At 45.5% G+C, this 13,134-nt stretch carries 17 protein-coding genes, 1 pseudogene and 1 other annotated feature; of the genes and pseudogenes, 13 read left to right on the forward strand and 5 right to left on the reverse strand.

Going from position 1 to position 13,134, the window contains the following annotated elements:
* Nucleotides 1–13 precede the first annotated feature (13 nt).
* From H2C83_RS04965 to thiD, 3 genes are all read right to left on the reverse strand, one after another.
* Nucleotides 14–538: a matrixin family metalloprotease gene (locus tag H2C83_RS04965; protein ID WP_181738373.1), complete on the reverse strand. Its 525-nt coding sequence runs from the start codon at nucleotides 536–538 to the stop codon at nucleotides 14–16.
* A 464-nt stretch (nucleotides 539–1,002) separates the two neighbouring features.
* Complete coding sequence (gene thiE, locus H2C83_RS04970) at nucleotides 1,003–1,644, reverse strand: thiamine phosphate synthase (protein ID WP_181738375.1); 642 nt, start codon at nucleotides 1,642–1,644, stop codon at nucleotides 1,003–1,005.
* Nucleotides 1,641–2,447: a bifunctional hydroxymethylpyrimidine kinase/phosphomethylpyrimidine kinase gene (gene thiD, locus H2C83_RS04975; RefSeq protein ID WP_181738376.1), complete on the reverse strand. Its 807-nt coding sequence runs from the start codon at nucleotides 2,445–2,447 to the stop codon at nucleotides 1,641–1,643. The genes thiE and thiD overlap by 4 nt, the downstream gene beginning before the upstream one ends.
* Nucleotides 2,448–2,631: 184 nt before the next feature.
* Here thiD and H2C83_RS04980 point away from each other — a divergent pair, with 184 nt between their 5' ends.
* From H2C83_RS04980 to H2C83_RS04990, 3 genes are all read left to right on the forward strand, one after another.
* A complete protein-coding gene (locus H2C83_RS04980; protein WP_181738378.1) occupies nucleotides 2,632–3,336 on the forward strand; it encodes a thioredoxin domain-containing protein in 705 nt (234 codons plus the stop codon).
* A 25-nt stretch (nucleotides 3,337–3,361) separates the two neighbouring features.
* On the forward strand, nucleotides 3,362–3,769 hold the full coding sequence (locus H2C83_RS04985; RefSeq protein ID WP_246333753.1) for a disulfide oxidoreductase: 408 nt from the start codon (nucleotides 3,362–3,364) through the stop codon (nucleotides 3,767–3,769).
* 89 nt (nucleotides 3,770–3,858) lie between these two features.
* Nucleotides 3,859–4,023 (forward strand): hypothetical protein, encoded by a 165-nt coding sequence (locus H2C83_RS04990; protein WP_181738383.1) that lies wholly within the window; start codon nucleotides 3,859–3,861, stop codon nucleotides 4,021–4,023.
* Between the two features lie 95 nt (nucleotides 4,024–4,118).
* Here the strand turns inward: H2C83_RS04990 and sspI are convergent, their stop codons facing one another.
* Complete coding sequence (sspI, locus tag H2C83_RS04995; protein ID WP_181738485.1) at nucleotides 4,119–4,331, reverse strand: small acid-soluble spore protein SspI; 213 nt, start codon at nucleotides 4,329–4,331, stop codon at nucleotides 4,119–4,121.
* A gap of 235 nt (nucleotides 4,332–4,566) precedes the next feature.
* Here sspI and H2C83_RS05000 point away from each other — a divergent pair, with 235 nt between their 5' ends.
* The 8 genes from H2C83_RS05000 to H2C83_RS05030 all read left to right on the forward strand — a co-directional run bounded on the left by H2C83_RS05000 (nucleotide 4,567) and on the right by H2C83_RS05030 (nucleotide 11,356).
* Nucleotides 4,567–5,226, forward strand: coding sequence for a potassium channel family protein (locus H2C83_RS05000; RefSeq protein WP_181738385.1), 660 nt, complete (start codon nucleotides 4,567–4,569; stop codon nucleotides 5,224–5,226).
* Nucleotides 5,223–6,044: a TrmH family RNA methyltransferase gene (locus H2C83_RS05005; protein ID WP_181738387.1), complete on the forward strand. Its 822-nt coding sequence runs from the start codon at nucleotides 5,223–5,225 to the stop codon at nucleotides 6,042–6,044. Before H2C83_RS05000 ends, H2C83_RS05005 begins: the two co-directional genes overlap by 4 nt.
* Before the next feature lie 159 nt (nucleotides 6,045–6,203).
* Nucleotides 6,204–6,415: a binding site (T-box leader), on the forward strand.
* Between the two features lie 101 nt (nucleotides 6,416–6,516).
* Complete coding sequence (pheS, locus tag H2C83_RS05010; protein WP_181738389.1) at nucleotides 6,517–7,518, forward strand: phenylalanine--tRNA ligase subunit alpha; 1,002 nt, start codon at nucleotides 6,517–6,519, stop codon at nucleotides 7,516–7,518.
* A 16-nt stretch (nucleotides 7,519–7,534) separates the two neighbouring features.
* The gene (gene pheT, locus H2C83_RS05015) at nucleotides 7,535–9,961 is read left to right on the forward strand and encodes a phenylalanine--tRNA ligase subunit beta (protein WP_181738391.1); all 2,427 of its coding nucleotides are present in this window, start codon (nucleotides 7,535–7,537) and stop codon (nucleotides 9,959–9,961) included.
* A 71-nt stretch (nucleotides 9,962–10,032) separates the two neighbouring features.
* Nucleotides 10,033–10,281 (forward strand): cell division protein ZapA, encoded by a 249-nt coding sequence (zapA, locus tag H2C83_RS05020; RefSeq protein WP_312853848.1) that lies wholly within the window; start codon nucleotides 10,033–10,035, stop codon nucleotides 10,279–10,281.
* Between the two features lie 10 nt (nucleotides 10,282–10,291).
* Nucleotides 10,292–10,825, forward strand: a complete 534-nt coding sequence (locus tag H2C83_RS05025; RefSeq protein WP_181738392.1) for a CvpA family protein — start codon at nucleotides 10,292–10,294, stop codon at nucleotides 10,823–10,825.
* A 174-nt stretch (nucleotides 10,826–10,999) separates the two neighbouring features.
* Nucleotides 11,000–11,137 carry a hypothetical protein gene (locus H2C83_RS17305; RefSeq protein WP_220184011.1) on the forward strand — a complete coding sequence of 46 codons (138 nt, stop codon included), beginning with the start codon at nucleotides 11,000–11,002 and terminating at the stop codon, nucleotides 11,135–11,137.
* 60 nt (nucleotides 11,138–11,197) lie between these two features.
* Complete coding sequence (locus H2C83_RS05030) at nucleotides 11,198–11,356, forward strand: GNAT family N-acetyltransferase (protein WP_181738394.1); 159 nt, start codon at nucleotides 11,198–11,200, stop codon at nucleotides 11,354–11,356.
* Nucleotides 11,357–11,562: 206 nt separating this feature from the next.
* On the opposite strand, the gene H2C83_RS05035 is transcribed toward H2C83_RS05030, so the two are convergent.
* Nucleotides 11,563–11,751, reverse strand: coding sequence for a hypothetical protein (locus H2C83_RS05035; protein ID WP_181738396.1), 189 nt, complete (start codon nucleotides 11,749–11,751; stop codon nucleotides 11,563–11,565).
* Between the two features lie 350 nt (nucleotides 11,752–12,101).
* On the opposite strand from H2C83_RS05035, the pseudogene H2C83_RS18665 reads away from it, so the two are divergent.
* Both H2C83_RS18665 and sleB read left to right on the forward strand, forming a co-directional pair.
* Nucleotides 12,102–12,302, forward strand: a pseudogene (locus H2C83_RS18665) (peptidoglycan-binding domain-containing protein); the annotation flags it as partial.
* 99 nt (nucleotides 12,303–12,401) lie between these two features.
* A complete protein-coding gene (gene sleB, locus H2C83_RS18670) occupies nucleotides 12,402–13,064 on the forward strand; it encodes a spore cortex-lytic enzyme (RefSeq protein WP_446697283.1) in 663 nt (220 codons plus the stop codon).
* The last annotated feature ends 70 nt before the right edge of the window (nucleotides 13,065–13,134 follow it).

The raw sequence follows: 13,134 nt of genomic DNA on the forward strand, positions 1-13,134 counted from the left end.
TGGCTCAGGGGAATTATTTGTATAGTTTGTTAACGCCATCGATATCATCTTTTTGCGGGGTGTATAAAGTAAAGCGATTGCGTTCCGTATTCATCAGAGATGACCAATTTGTATGGGCCAGGCCAAGAATATGACCCAATTCATGACCGATTACACTGCGGCTGAAATTTGTATCGTTGTTTGAATCGTAGTAAGTATTGATTTTCGTGACCCAGGCATCCGTGCATGAATCCATCCCTGTCTGCCAGTAAGAATATCCAAAATAATTGTCCGAACTGGAATAATAGGCATCGATCACTCCGGATGAAGAAGAATCTCCCTGGACAAAGCGCCGGTTATTTTGCGCTTCATTCCAGTCGCGCATCGAAGCTGCTGCAATTGTTTTGTGTTCCTCATTAATACTTCCGCCCCAGCGGACGTAAACATAATAATAGTCACACAGACGGTCGCCGGTGTAACTGTATGCGAAAGTATGGGAAGGGAGAATCCAGACGAGAAACGGAATAATGAGCAGAAAGATCATTGCTGTTTTTTTCAACTTGATTTCCTCCTAAAAACAGGAACGTCTGCTGTATACTTAACATAAATGGTATCATTATGGTATCAATTATTTAAGTTATTATATTATAATATATTTGTCTAATATATTTACATATATTTGATTAGTTTTAACAAGATATTAACCAGACAAAAAGAAAATCCAGCCCATATGGACTGGTTGACAGATGTATAAAGTTTGTATTATTTTTTACAATCACAGTCTGGACATTTGCAATCCGGAGTTCCACATTTATCACATTTGGAGAGAACCAATTGATTCATTGTTCCACCTCCTCAAACAAATTGGATTATATAGAATTATTTTATATCTCTATATATTGTATTATAACAGACTGCATTCTGCAAATAGAACATTTAGAAATATAAATATATTTTTTGTAATTCCCTTCCTTTGGCGGGAAGGGATGCCTTGTTTTTTGTTAACAGATTCACAAAATGATATCAACCGATCAGCATTTTCAGTTTTTGTGCCGCTGTTTTGGGAGAATCGCTTCTGGAAATGGCAGATATGACCGCAACACCGTCAGCACCGGCTTCCAAGACAAGTTTGGCGTTTTGCGGGTGAATTCCTCCGATTCCCACAATGGGAAACTCTGCTCCGACAGTTTTGCGAATTTCAGTAATTCTGCCAGGCCCGATTGCCTGACCCGCATCCTGTTTACTCATGGTGACAAACATCGGCCCGACCCCTATATAGTCAGCGCCATCCCGTCTGGCTGCCAGTGCTTCGGCTGGAGTTTTGGCGGATACTCCCAGAATCCGGTTGTGCCCGATCAGTTTTCTTGCCTCCTGGACAGGAAGATCCTCCTGTCCAATATGGACTCCATCTGCCTCGAGGATGAGGGCCAAATCAACCCGGTCATTTACAATGAAAGGAATGCTGTGATTTTTGCACATGGCGCGCAGGCGTTTTCCCAATTCTACCGCCTGATGCATGTGAAGCCGGGGATGTTTTTCCCGGAACTGGAAACAGGTAATACCGCCGGCCATCGCTTTTCTCAAAACCTCTTCCGGTTTCTCGTTTGGACAATCCTGGCTACCCATGATGAAATAAACATTTAACATTTGCCGGATTTCATTCATTTTTTCTCCTCCTGACGGTACGCCCAGTGGTTGGTCGGCCCGTTTCCTTTTCCCAGTGATAGTGGGTGGGAAATGGCTGCGGTAACAAATGCTTTTGCCTTGGCAATGGCATCAGGCAAAGAATCACCCTTTGCCAGTTGGGCGGCGATTGCTGCGGAAAATGTACACCCGGTTCCATGTGTGTTTTTTGTGTCGGTTTTCGGAGCGCTAAATGATTGGAAGTTACTCCCGTCGTAAAACAGGTCGACGGCTTTTTCTCCTACGTCATGACCTCCCTTGATAATCACCGCTTGTGCTCCTTCATCGATCAATATTTGCGCGGCCTGTTTTCGTTCTTCCCAGTTGGTAATTTTCATGTCTGCAAGATATTCTGCCTCATGCAAATTGGGAGTGATCACTGTGGCCAGCGGCAGCAGCCATTTTTTGAAAGAGGTGCGGGCATCACCGGTCAAAAGAAGGTGACCGCTGGTGGAAACCATGACCGGGTCCACGACAAAGGGAGCCAAATGATGTTCGTTGATTTTGGCAGCGACCGTTTCGATGATTTCCGGTGAGGCAAGCATGCCGGTTTTGACCGCATCGACCCCCAGATCCGTAACAATGGAATCAATCTGTTTGGCGACGATATCCGGATTGAGCTCAAGGACATCCTGCACTCCCAGTGTGTTTTGTGCGGTGATCGCAGTAATGGCACTCATCCCGAAAACGTGCAGTTCCTGAAATGTTTTCAGATCTGCCTGAATTCCGGCGCCTCCACTGCTGTCCGATCCGGCGATGGTCAGTGCGCGTGCTATTTGATTCATGGTCTGTCTCTCCTTACTGAAGTTTCAAGCCTACACATTTTATAGCGTACCAGAAAACGGCAGGGGATGGAATGTGGATATAAGGGGCCAGCCGGAACAGGACAGCTTCGTATTAATGTAAAATGTATAAGGTATGTACTCAATCTGATTTTATTGTAAAATCTATTTGGAGGTGTCAGAAGACATGGCAAATAAACATAAAAAAGGGAAGAAAAACTCATTAAGCACGATTACCATGATTACCATTCTGGTTTTTCTGATTGGTTTTGGCGTGGTGGCTGTATACCAATCTGCTACAAATCGTCAAGACAAGCAGACGGAGACAGCCAGGACCTATGACATTGATTACACTGGCCAGCCAAGGATCGGGGATTCCAATGCACCTGTTAAAATTATGGAATTTGCAGATTTCAAATGTCCGGTTTGCAAGACTTTTGCGGAAACGGTTTACCCCCGGTTGAAAAAAGAGTACATAGATACCGGCAAAGTGCAGCTGTATTTCAACAACTACCAATTTATCGGCGATGATTCAATCACGGCAGGCATGGCTGGTGAATCGGTGTATAAACAAAATTCTGAGGCATTTTGGAAATTTTATGAGACTGTTTTAAAAAATCAGAAGGATGAAACCACTGCATGGGCAACACCGGAATTTTTGCTGCAATTGATTAAAAAGGAAATTCCGGAAGTGGATGTGGAAAAAGTAAAAGAAGATTTGGAGAAGAAAACCTATCTGCAGGAGGTTATGGAAGATAACAGCAAGGCAGAGAATTTGATGATTGCTTCGGTACCTACCCTCGTTATAAATGGGAAAAAGGTTGAGAATCCCCTTGATTACCAGGCCTTGAAACAAATGATCGAAGAAGAGTTGAAAAACAGTGCCAAGTAGGTGTGTCCAGCAAATGAAATCATTTATGAAAAAATACAGCCTTTATTTTGCCTGGCTGATTTCTCTGGTTGCAACGTCGGGAAGTCTGTTTTTTAGTGATGTGTTGGATTATACACCATGTACGTTGTGCTGGTGGCAGCGGATTTTCATGTTTCCTTTGGTGATTGTTCTGGGAATTGCAGCTTATCGTGATGATCGCCGGATTGTTCCGTATGTCCTGCCTCTGTCCGTGTTGGGGACGGGTGTGGCTTTTTATCAATACTTGTTACAGAAAATCCCGCCGTTGACACAGGTTAGTGCATGCGAAGCCGGCATTCCCTGTGACAAAGAATATATCAATTTGTTCGGATTTATCACTTTTCCTTTTTTATCAATGATTGCGTTTATTCTTATTTTCGTTTGCTTGTGGGTGGCACGGAAAACAGCTGAATAAATAGGCTTTTATACTGGGTGTTTGTCCGTTTTCCCGGCTGAAGAGAATCATAAACTAAAGTGAGGTGTGTTAATGAAAGGAGACAGCCTATGAAGGGAAAAGTGGTTACAGGTTCAAATTATGGATTTGGCAGATACGGACAGCGTTGGATTGCCATTGCAATCCTTGTTATTCTGATCCTTTTCTTCATTGGCTTTTTTGCGTTTTACAGCAATGTGGGTTTTGGCGGAGGGTTTGATGGGTTTTTCTGGTAAAGTAAAGTTGGCTCATTTTATTTGAAGCCTGCTCTTTTTTTATAAAAGAACAGGCTTTTTTATCATGGTAACGGTCCTTCAAACCGGGCCGGATCCTATTTCCTGGCAAGTGATTGGCGCAATGTTCCAATCATTTCTTCGCGGTCACTGGGGGAACTGTTCTGCCAGATTACTTCAAATAAAACACCGAGACCGGGAAGCAATTTTTCTTCCCCGCGTTGAATCGAATCGACAACCAGTTCTTGCAGTTCCTGCTCGTTCATGTTATGAATGTTGTTAATTACTGCGCCACGAATATCAAAATCCATATTCACAGGGTTCCCTCCTTTTTGGTTTTAGATTGTGCTTAAAATGGAACATTATCCAAAGAGAAACCGGTTATTTAAACAAATAAAAGATATCTTATATTTAAGGGAAACTTTTTTGATGAAGAAAAGCGGCCTGATTTCCAAAAACGCAAGCGGAAAGGGGCGGATCCCCCTTTAGGATTAATTTTCTTATGCAAGTATGGATCAGAGCGATACAAGTCTGGGGTGACCATGAATGGGAAAAAATACCTTTGTCGTAATCGGTTTGGGCAGGTTTGGAAAAAGTATGGCGGTCACATTGCATGAGATGGGATATGAAGTATTGGCCATTGACAAAAATCCTGCCCTCGTACAGGAGATGGCCCAAATCGTCACACATGCGGTTGAAGCTGACACAACCGAGGAAAATGTTCTAAAAGCCTTGGGAATATGGAATTTTGATATTGTGATCGTGGCAATCGGAAATGATATCCAGGCCAGCATCATGACGACATTGCTGTTAAAAGAAGTGGGTTGCAAAAAGGTTGTTGTCAAGGCCATCAATGAATTGCACTGGAAAGTTCTCGACAAAATCGGGGCTGATCGCGTTGTTTTCCCTGAACGGGATATGGGAGTAAGAGTGGTACATAGTTTAATTTCGCCCAATATCCTGGATTATATTGAGTTATCCAATGATTACAGCATTATTGAAATCATTGCCAATGACTTCTTTTCGGGGAAAACCCTGCAGGAACTGGATATCCGCAAACGGTTCGGCTGTAATGTGATGGCCATCAAAAAAGGAAGTTCCTTCAATATTGCCCCTTCTGCCACCGATGTGATTCACCAGGGGGACGTCCTTGTAGTGATCGGCCATAATACAGATTTACTGAAGTTGCAGGCGAAAGCGGAATGAAGCAGATTCATTCGATTACATCTTCAGATAACAGGCAGTTCAAACAATGGAAAAAGCTGAAAACAAGAAAGGAAAGAAAAAAACAGGGAGCTTTTCTGATTGAAGGGGAGCATTTGCTGGAAGAAGCCGCTGACGCACAATTAACTTTTCAGGCGGCCATTTTTTCCCGGACGGCAGAGGAAAAGATTACTCTATGGCTGGATAAGTTTCCGGAGCAAGTTCCTGTTTATGTATTGCTGCCCTCCTTATTTCACGAACTGACGGAGACAAAAACACCGCAGGGTATGGCGGCAGTGGTGAAATGGCCGTATTGGCCGCTGGAAAGGATTTGGCAGGAAAACAGACCGGAAAAGACTTTTTTGCTTTTGGATTGTGTTCAGGATCCCGGCAATCTGGGCACTCTGATCCGTACGGCCAAAGCGGCGGGAATTGATGGGATTTTCCTGGGAAAAGGATCTGTGGACCCTTTTAACGGGAAAGTCGTTCGGTCAGCGATGGGGGCCATTTTTAAATTGCCCCTGTGGCAAATGGACCTGGAAGAAGTGCTTCCCGGTCTGAAAAAGCGGGGAGTTACGATTGTCAATACATCTCCGCGGGCATCCCTGAATCATTTTGATTATACATTTCCCGATCGGGTTGCCATCCTGTTGGGAAATGAGGGAAGAGGGGTTCAGCAGGCCTTTGCAAAATATGTAGATGTTGACCTGAAAATTCCAATGCCTGGTGAAACGGAATCCCTGAATGTCTCTGTGACCGGTTCAATACTTTTGTATGAGCGGATTCGCCAGCAATATTATTTGCCGGATGGTTGCAGGTAAGTGCAAGGTTAGATTATAATATAAAATAATTTTTGCTTAAAAGGGGCTGTTGGCAGACTGGTTGAACCGGAACAGAAAGGATGTTGAAAGCAACACAAGCAAGGCGAAGATAATGAGTTCCAAATCGCCTCACAGGTTTTTCCAAAGCCGGATACGGACAAAATTGCGATGAAAGAGAGGAGTAGGCAGTACGGCCTTTCAGGGAGGAAATGCCTTGACTGGAAGCATTTCCAGGGAAACGGCTGTTGAAATTCACTCTGGAGCTGACCCTTGAATGGAGTAGGGGGTACGGTATGACCGTTATTTCAATGAAGCGGAGAAAGAATTTCTTTCTCAATAAAGGGTGGTACCGCGGATCTCACGTCCCTTTGGGCGTGAGATCTTTTTATTTTTTTGTATAATCTGCTATTTTATTCCTTGAATCTTACATTTATGGTACTAAATTGCATTTGGAAAGGAGAAGGAAATCATCATGCGTGAGCGTTTGGAAGCCTTGAAAGGAGAGGCAGTTCTGGTAATTGGCAGAGCGCAGAGTTTGGATGAGCTGAGGGAAACAAAGATCAAGTACCTTGGCAAAAAAGGAGAACTGACAAGGGTATTGCGGGGGATGGGCAGTCTTCCTCCGGAAGAGCGACCCGTCATCGGCAGTCTGGCCAATGATATTCGTGGATGTTTGGATCAAATGATCGCGGAGAAGGAAAAACAGCTGGAAGAAGCATCATTGTTGGAGCAGTTGCACAAAGAGGTCATTGATGTGACATTGCCTGGAATCAAACCGGAATCAGGCACGCTGCACCCGCTTCAGCTCATTATTGAACAGGTAGAAGACATTTTTGTGGGAATGGGCTTTGAAATCGCTGAAGGTCCTGAAGTGGAAACCGACCAGTACAATTTTGAGGCGCTCAATTTGCCCAAAGGGCATCCGGCCCGGGATATGCAGGACTCTTTCTACATCAATCCGGAAATCCTGCTTCGGACCCATACTTCATCCGTACAGATCCGGACATTGATCGAAAAAGAGGGGAGTGTCCCGGTACGCATTATTTGCCCGGGCAAGGTATATCGCCGGGATGATGATGATGCCACCCATTCGCACCAGTTTACACAGATAGAGGGACTGGTTGTGGACAGGGGAGTATCCATGAGTGAATTAAACGGAGTTTTGCTGACACTGATCGAGAAGATGTTTGGCGAAGGGACCGAAATGCGTTTGCGTCCCAGTTATTTCCCATTTACCGAACCCAGTCTGGAAGTGGACATTTTCCATCCTGAACAGGGATGGGTGGAGATTCTGGGTGCAGGCATGGTACATCCACGCGTATTGGAAAATACGGGTTATAATCCGGAACGCTATACGGGATTTGCGTTTGGAATCGGAGTGGAACGAATTGCGATGTTAAAGTACGGCATTGATGATATTCGTCATTTTTATAACAATGATTTGCGCTTCTTGCGCCAATTCAAGACCGTCTGAGAGGAGTGACTGAAGGATGCTTGTATCGTATGAATGGTTATCCCAATATGTGGATCTGGAAGGAATTACGCCGGAGGATATTGCGGAAGAGTTGAATCGGACCGGAATTGAAGTGGAAGTGATCTATACCCGTGATCCGGGAGTAAGCGGGGTTGCTGTCGGGGAAGTTCTGTTTGTTGAACCCCATCCAAAAGCAGACCGTCTGAAAGTTTGTTCTGTAAACGTCGGGAAAGGGCAGCTGCTGCAAATTGTTTGCGGTGCCAAAAATGTTGCCAAGGGGCAGCGTGTTCCCGTCGCACTGGTTGGAGCGAAACTGCCGGGCGGAGTGCATATTAAAAAGGCAAAGCTGCGTGACGTTTATTCACACGGAATGATTTGCTCGGCCAAAGAATTGGGTTTTCCTGACAAGGTGCTGATGAAGGAGCAGACAGAAGGGATTCTGGTGCTGGAACCGGATGCTCCGATCGGAATGGATATCAAGGAATACCTGGGCATGAACGACCAGGTGATTGAGCTTCAACTGACCCCGAACCGTTCCGATTGCCTTGGAATGTGGGGTGTTGCCCATGAAGTGGCAGCCATTTTTGACCGGGAATTGCGGTTGCCGGTGATCCATGACCAGGTTCCGATGGATGGGGGATTGTCAGAAGAAGTCCGTATCGTTGTCGAATCTGATGAAGACTGTCCTTTTTACACCGCACAAGTGGTAAAGAATCTGAAAGTGGGCGCTTCTCCGCAGTGGATGCAAAACCGGCTGATTTCTGCCGGAATTCGTCCGATCAACAACATTGTGGATATCACAAACTATGTAATGCTGGAAACAGGACAGCCTCTTCATGCCTTTGATTATTCCAAAATTAAAGGCGGCCAGATTGTGGTCCGGCGTGCCACCGAAAATGAAAAAGTGGTAACGTTGGACAATGTGGAACGGGTTTGTGATCCGGATATGCTGCTGATCACGGACAGAGAGAATCCGCTTGGGGTTGCCGGTGTCATGGGAGGAGCTTCCTCTGAAGTAACGCCGGAAACAACCGAGATTCTGCTGGAATCGGCTTTCTTCGATCCCATGGTTGTGCGGCAGACTTCACGCAAATTGGGCCTGCGCTCGGAAGCCAATATTCGCTTTGAAAAGGGAGTCGATCCGGAACAAATTATTCCGGCCCTGTACCGCGCGGTACAGTTGCTGTGCCAGCTGTGCGGGGGAATCGTTGCTTCAAATGCCGAAGTAGAAAAAGTGGGAGATGTGGAGGATGTCATCATTGATTTGCGTCATGAACGACTGGTTAATCTGCTCGGGATACAAATCAGCCAGGAAGAAGTAATGGACATTTTCCGCCGCCTGGGGTTCCCCGCGACCCTGGAAGACGATATTTATGAGGTGCGAGTTCCGTCACGGCGTCCTGATATCATGTTGGAGGTAGATCTGATTGAAGAAGTGGCAAGACTGTATGGATATGACAGGATTCCTGCCACTTTGCTGTGGGGACAGCAAACCCCCGGCGGCCTGACGAAATCGCAAAAGATGCGCAGAACCGTGCGTCATTTGTTAAGAGAACTGGGTTTAAACGAAGTGTTTACCTACAGTTTGACTTCGGAACAGGCTGAACAGGAAATTGCCTCGCTGCATGAGGGAATCAGGCCGATTCGCCTGGCGATGCCAATGAGCAATGAACATGCGGTGCTGCGTACAACCCTGTTGACCCAGTTGATCAAAGCGGCTGCATATAATGTCAACCATGGAAACGGGCATGTAAAGATCTTTGAAGTGGGAAAAGTTTATCTTTCCGATGAAGAGCTATTGACCTGTTTGCCGGAAGAACGTTTTGAACTGGCTGCCCTGATTACCGGGAAAAAAACTCCCACCATCTGGAAAAGTACATGGTCTGACGGGCATGATTTCTTTGTAATGAAAGGGATTCTGGATTCCGTTTTTGAACGGTTCGGTTTGCGGGACGTGGAGTATCAGGCCGCACAATTGGAAGGATTCCATCCAGGCCGGACCGCGGTATGCATTATGAATGGCGAAGTGATTGGTGTATTGGGGCAATTGCACCCCAAATTGGCCAAGCGTTATGACTTGGATGAACCCGTTGTTTTCCAACTGGATCTTGAGAGTCTGCTGGATCGGGACATTGACATCATGTATCATCCGATTCCGCGATATCCCGCTGTTACCCGTGACCTGGCCATGACGGTGGATATAAATATGCCTGCCGGACTGTTGGAGGCAGGGATTCGGGAAGTTGCTGGAGAATTACTTGAATCCGTGGATCTGTTTGATGTGTTTACCGGAGCGCAAATTGGGGAAGGTAAAAAAAGTGTAGCCTATTCTCTGGTTTATCGTGCACCGGACCGGACCTTGACCGATGAAGAGGTTCAAGAAGCACACCATAAAATTGTTAAACATCTGGCAGAATTTTATGGAGCTGAACTACGGCAATAAACTTCTCCGGATCTGTTCTACACCGATTCGACTCGCAGAAGAAACCTTCACCTTGTGAAGGAGGCGGTGAAGTGAAAAATAGATTGAGTGTGGAAATTTACGGGCAACAATATCATTTGACAGGCAAGGCAAGTCCGAGTCATATGCGTCAGGTTGCAAGTCATGTGGATGAGAAAATGAGACAAATCGCTGATAACAATCCGCGTCTGGATGTGGCACGTCTGGCGGTTTTATCGGCGGTAAACATTGCTGATGACTATTTAAAGCTGAAACAGGAATATGATGAAATCATGCATCTGATTGAAGACGAAGAACCATGAGGAGGATTCGATGAATTTTCTGGATCTGATCATCCTTTTTCTGATGGCTGGTGCCCTGATCCAGGGATATAAATGGGGTTTGATCCTGCAAATAACTTCCTTGGTCAATTATATTCTGGCGATTTGGATTGCATTTGAGTTTACTGATGAATTTGCTCCTGTCATCAGTAAGTTATGGAGTTTGCCTGATTCTGTCAGTGGAGGTTGGATGGCTTTGGTCCCGGTGGAGAAAGCCATTTATTCCCTGATCGCCTTTGTTGTTTTGCTGATTGGAACAAGGCTGCTTTTGTCGCTTGCGGCTACCCTGATCAATCAGGTGGCCAATTTGCCGATTCTGTCTGCCGTCAATCGCTCAGGAGGCGTATTGTTTGGCTTGGCAAAAGTTTTGCTTCTGACGTTTGTTCTGGTCAATGTGTTGAATGTCATTCCCTGGAGCACCGGACAGAAAGTAGTGGAAGGATCGTTCCTGGCAAGTGCAGTGACGGGGTGGACCCCGGATCTGGCGAAAGAACTGAATCAATTGTTCCAAGGAAAAATGCTGTAAAAAGATGAGCAGCTACCTGTGGTTTCCGGGCAGCTGCTTTTTTGGACGGCAAAAAAGAAAAAGGGATCACAAGGCACCTAAAATTCCTGAAAAAGAGGTGAGATATTTGGAAGAAACAGCAAAAATACGCATAGAAACACCCTGGCTGCGGAAATCATACCGTTTACGGTCAAGTTGGTGGGAGCGGCGCTGGCGGACCGGATGCGTCTCAAGGAACTGTTGGGGGCGGAAGTGCCGCAGAATTGGCCAAATAACGATTTTCGGGAAGTTTTGCCCTTCATGTTTCAAAAGTTGTCGCAAAATCCAAACTAGCCGGTCTGGAACGGGCTGGTCCTGAGGAAAAATTCTCCGGTATTGGTGGGAGATGCATGATTGAAAGAGGGGCCGGACGAACAGGGGAGCGCTGATCTTGGTTACAGTATTGTGCCTGAACATCAGGGAAAGGGATATGCCACTGAAATCGCCCGGGCTGTTCAATCCGGGTGTTGGAAAAAACCGGATTCCGGCGTGTCATGGCTGATGGCAACATGATCCGGTGGGAGTTTCCAAACCGAAAGGAATCCGGTGAAACCTGAAAGTGGGAGACTTTTGCCGAATCCAGAATGCAGAAAGTTTTTTCATAAAAGTTTTTTCACATGCAGGCAATTCAAAGGGCTTTTCAGAAAATCCGTTTCCCGTTTGTCTGTAAAACCCATTCATGTCCGTACTGGACCCAAGTGCCTTCTCTTTTTGCCGAATTACATTTTGTGTGACTTTTGCTCATGTTTTTCTGATTTTAATTCCAGTTTCTTTCTTTTCAGTTTTTTGCGGGTTACCAGATAAACTATTCGGAGAATGGGCATAATTACAAAAATAAACACAAACACAAATACACCGACAATTTTTCCGAGCAAACAAGCCATCTCATAAATGACAGAGGGTTCCATTTTTTCTCCTTCTGGTCTTTTATTAATTATTATATAGTTTATTGTTTATTTTTTAAATATTTTTATTGTATTTTGGTTTTCATAAGTGGTTTTTCTCCTGTGAAAGGACCTTAATGGAATGTCCACCAATCTTCAGAGTTTGCTGAAACTGCAAACTTTATGGCTGGCTGAAAGTATTCTTTTCATCGGACAGTTGAAGAGAATGGTTTACCCATTTTTTTGCCGCATGTTTTGGGAAAACATTGGCATAATAACGAGTAAAACCAGCCAAAAAGGGTTGTGAAGCTCGTATGGTGAACCGTACTTTTATCAAAATTGCGATGCTTTATCTGATTGTCGGTCTTATATGGATGGGCAGCTTTGCAGATGGCTTTGCCCTGAATGAAACGAATGTTAAAGAATTCCCGGTTCATACCGCTTTTGGGAAGGCTGTTCTTAAAAAAGGCGCCAGAGGCGGAGATGTTTATGAATTGCAAGGGAGATTGAAGCATTTGGGATTTTACACAGGTTCTGTGGACGGGGTGTTCGGCCAGCGAACCTATTTAGCTGTTCGTTTGTTTCAGTATGAATTCGGCTTGAAGATTGACGGGGTCGTCGGGCCAAAGACCAAATTGAAACTGTGGAAGGCAACAAGACATTGGCGGCCGGAAATGACCCGTCCGCAAGCGCAAGGACCGGTCCTAAAACGCGGTTCACGGGGCGGCGATGTTTGGGATTTGCAGGGACGCCTCAAATTTATCGGGTTTTACACCGGAAAAGTTGATGGGCATTATGGAGAAAGAACTTACCGTGCCGTTCGCCTGTTCCAATATGAATTTGGCCTGAAGATTGACGGGGTTGCCGGCAGCAAGACATTGCAAAAACTGAGGGCTGCCACCAAAAACTATACACCTGACAAAATCGGGAAGAAACCAACAAAAACTGGAGCGGTATCTGTGCCTAAAAGCAGCTACGGTTTTTCAAACAACGATATACAATTGCTGGCACAGGCTGTTTACGCGGAAGGACGTGGAGAACCGTATATTGGAAAGGTTGCAATTGCTGCGGTCATTCTGAACCGGATTGAAAGTGAAAAGTTTCCGGATACGGTATCTGGTATAATTTTCCAACCGCTTGCATTTGAAGCAGTAGCCGATGGCCAAATCTGGTTGCAGCCCGACGAAGAAGCAAAAAAAGCGGTCAGGGATGCCCTGAACGGTTGGGACCCGTCAGGCGGGGCGCTGTACTACTTTAACCCGGCACGGGCAACATCCAAGTGGATCTGGAGCCGACCCCAAATCAAAAAGATTGGAGATCATATTTTCACACGGTAACTGGACATCGAGCCGATTTTCATATTGGCTCGATGTCTTTCATGAGAGGGAAGTGCTATAATAGAGATTG

The organism is Thermoactinomyces mirandus, from assembly GCF_013868055.1.
GTDB classification, from domain to species: domain Bacteria; phylum Bacillota; class Bacilli; order Thermoactinomycetales; family Thermoactinomycetaceae; genus Thermoactinomyces; species Thermoactinomyces mirandus.

Coding starts and splice junctions, on each gene's coding strand:
- pheS (WP_181738389.1), top strand. CDS start 6,517: ATGCGTGAGCGTTTGGAAGCCTTGAAAGGAGAGGCAGTTCTGGTAATT.
- H2C83_RS05025 (WP_181738392.1), top strand. CDS start 10,292: ATGAATTTTCTGGATCTGATCATCCTTTTTCTGATGGCTGGTGCCCTG.
- H2C83_RS04985 (WP_246333753.1), top strand. CDS start 3,362: ATGAAAAAATACAGCCTTTATTTTGCCTGGCTGATTTCTCTGGTTGCA.
- H2C83_RS05000 (WP_181738385.1), top strand. CDS start 4,567: ATGGGAAAAAATACCTTTGTCGTAATCGGTTTGGGCAGGTTTGGAAAA.
- H2C83_RS04980 (WP_181738378.1), top strand. CDS start 2,632: ATGGCAAATAAACATAAAAAAGGGAAGAAAAACTCATTAAGCACGATT.
- sleB (WP_446697283.1), top strand. CDS start 12,402: ATGACCCGTCCGCAAGCGCAAGGACCGGTCCTAAAACGCGGTTCACGG.
- H2C83_RS05005 (WP_181738387.1), top strand. CDS start 5,223: ATGAAGCAGATTCATTCGATTACATCTTCAGATAACAGGCAGTTCAAA.
- H2C83_RS04990 (WP_181738383.1), top strand. CDS start 3,859: ATGAAGGGAAAAGTGGTTACAGGTTCAAATTATGGATTTGGCAGATAC.
- thiE (WP_181738375.1), bottom strand. CDS start 1,644: ATGAATGAAATCCGGCAAATGTTAAATGTTTATTTCATCATGGGTAGC.
- pheT (WP_181738391.1), top strand. CDS start 7,535: ATGCTTGTATCGTATGAATGGTTATCCCAATATGTGGATCTGGAAGGA.
- sspI (WP_181738485.1), bottom strand. CDS start 4,331: ATGGATTTTGATATTCGTGGCGCAGTAATTAACAACATTCATAACATG.
- H2C83_RS05035 (WP_181738396.1), bottom strand. CDS start 11,751: ATGGAACCCTCTGTCATTTATGAGATGGCTTGTTTGCTCGGAAAAATT.
- thiD (WP_181738376.1), bottom strand. CDS start 2,447: ATGAATCAAATAGCACGCGCACTGACCATCGCCGGATCGGACAGCAGT.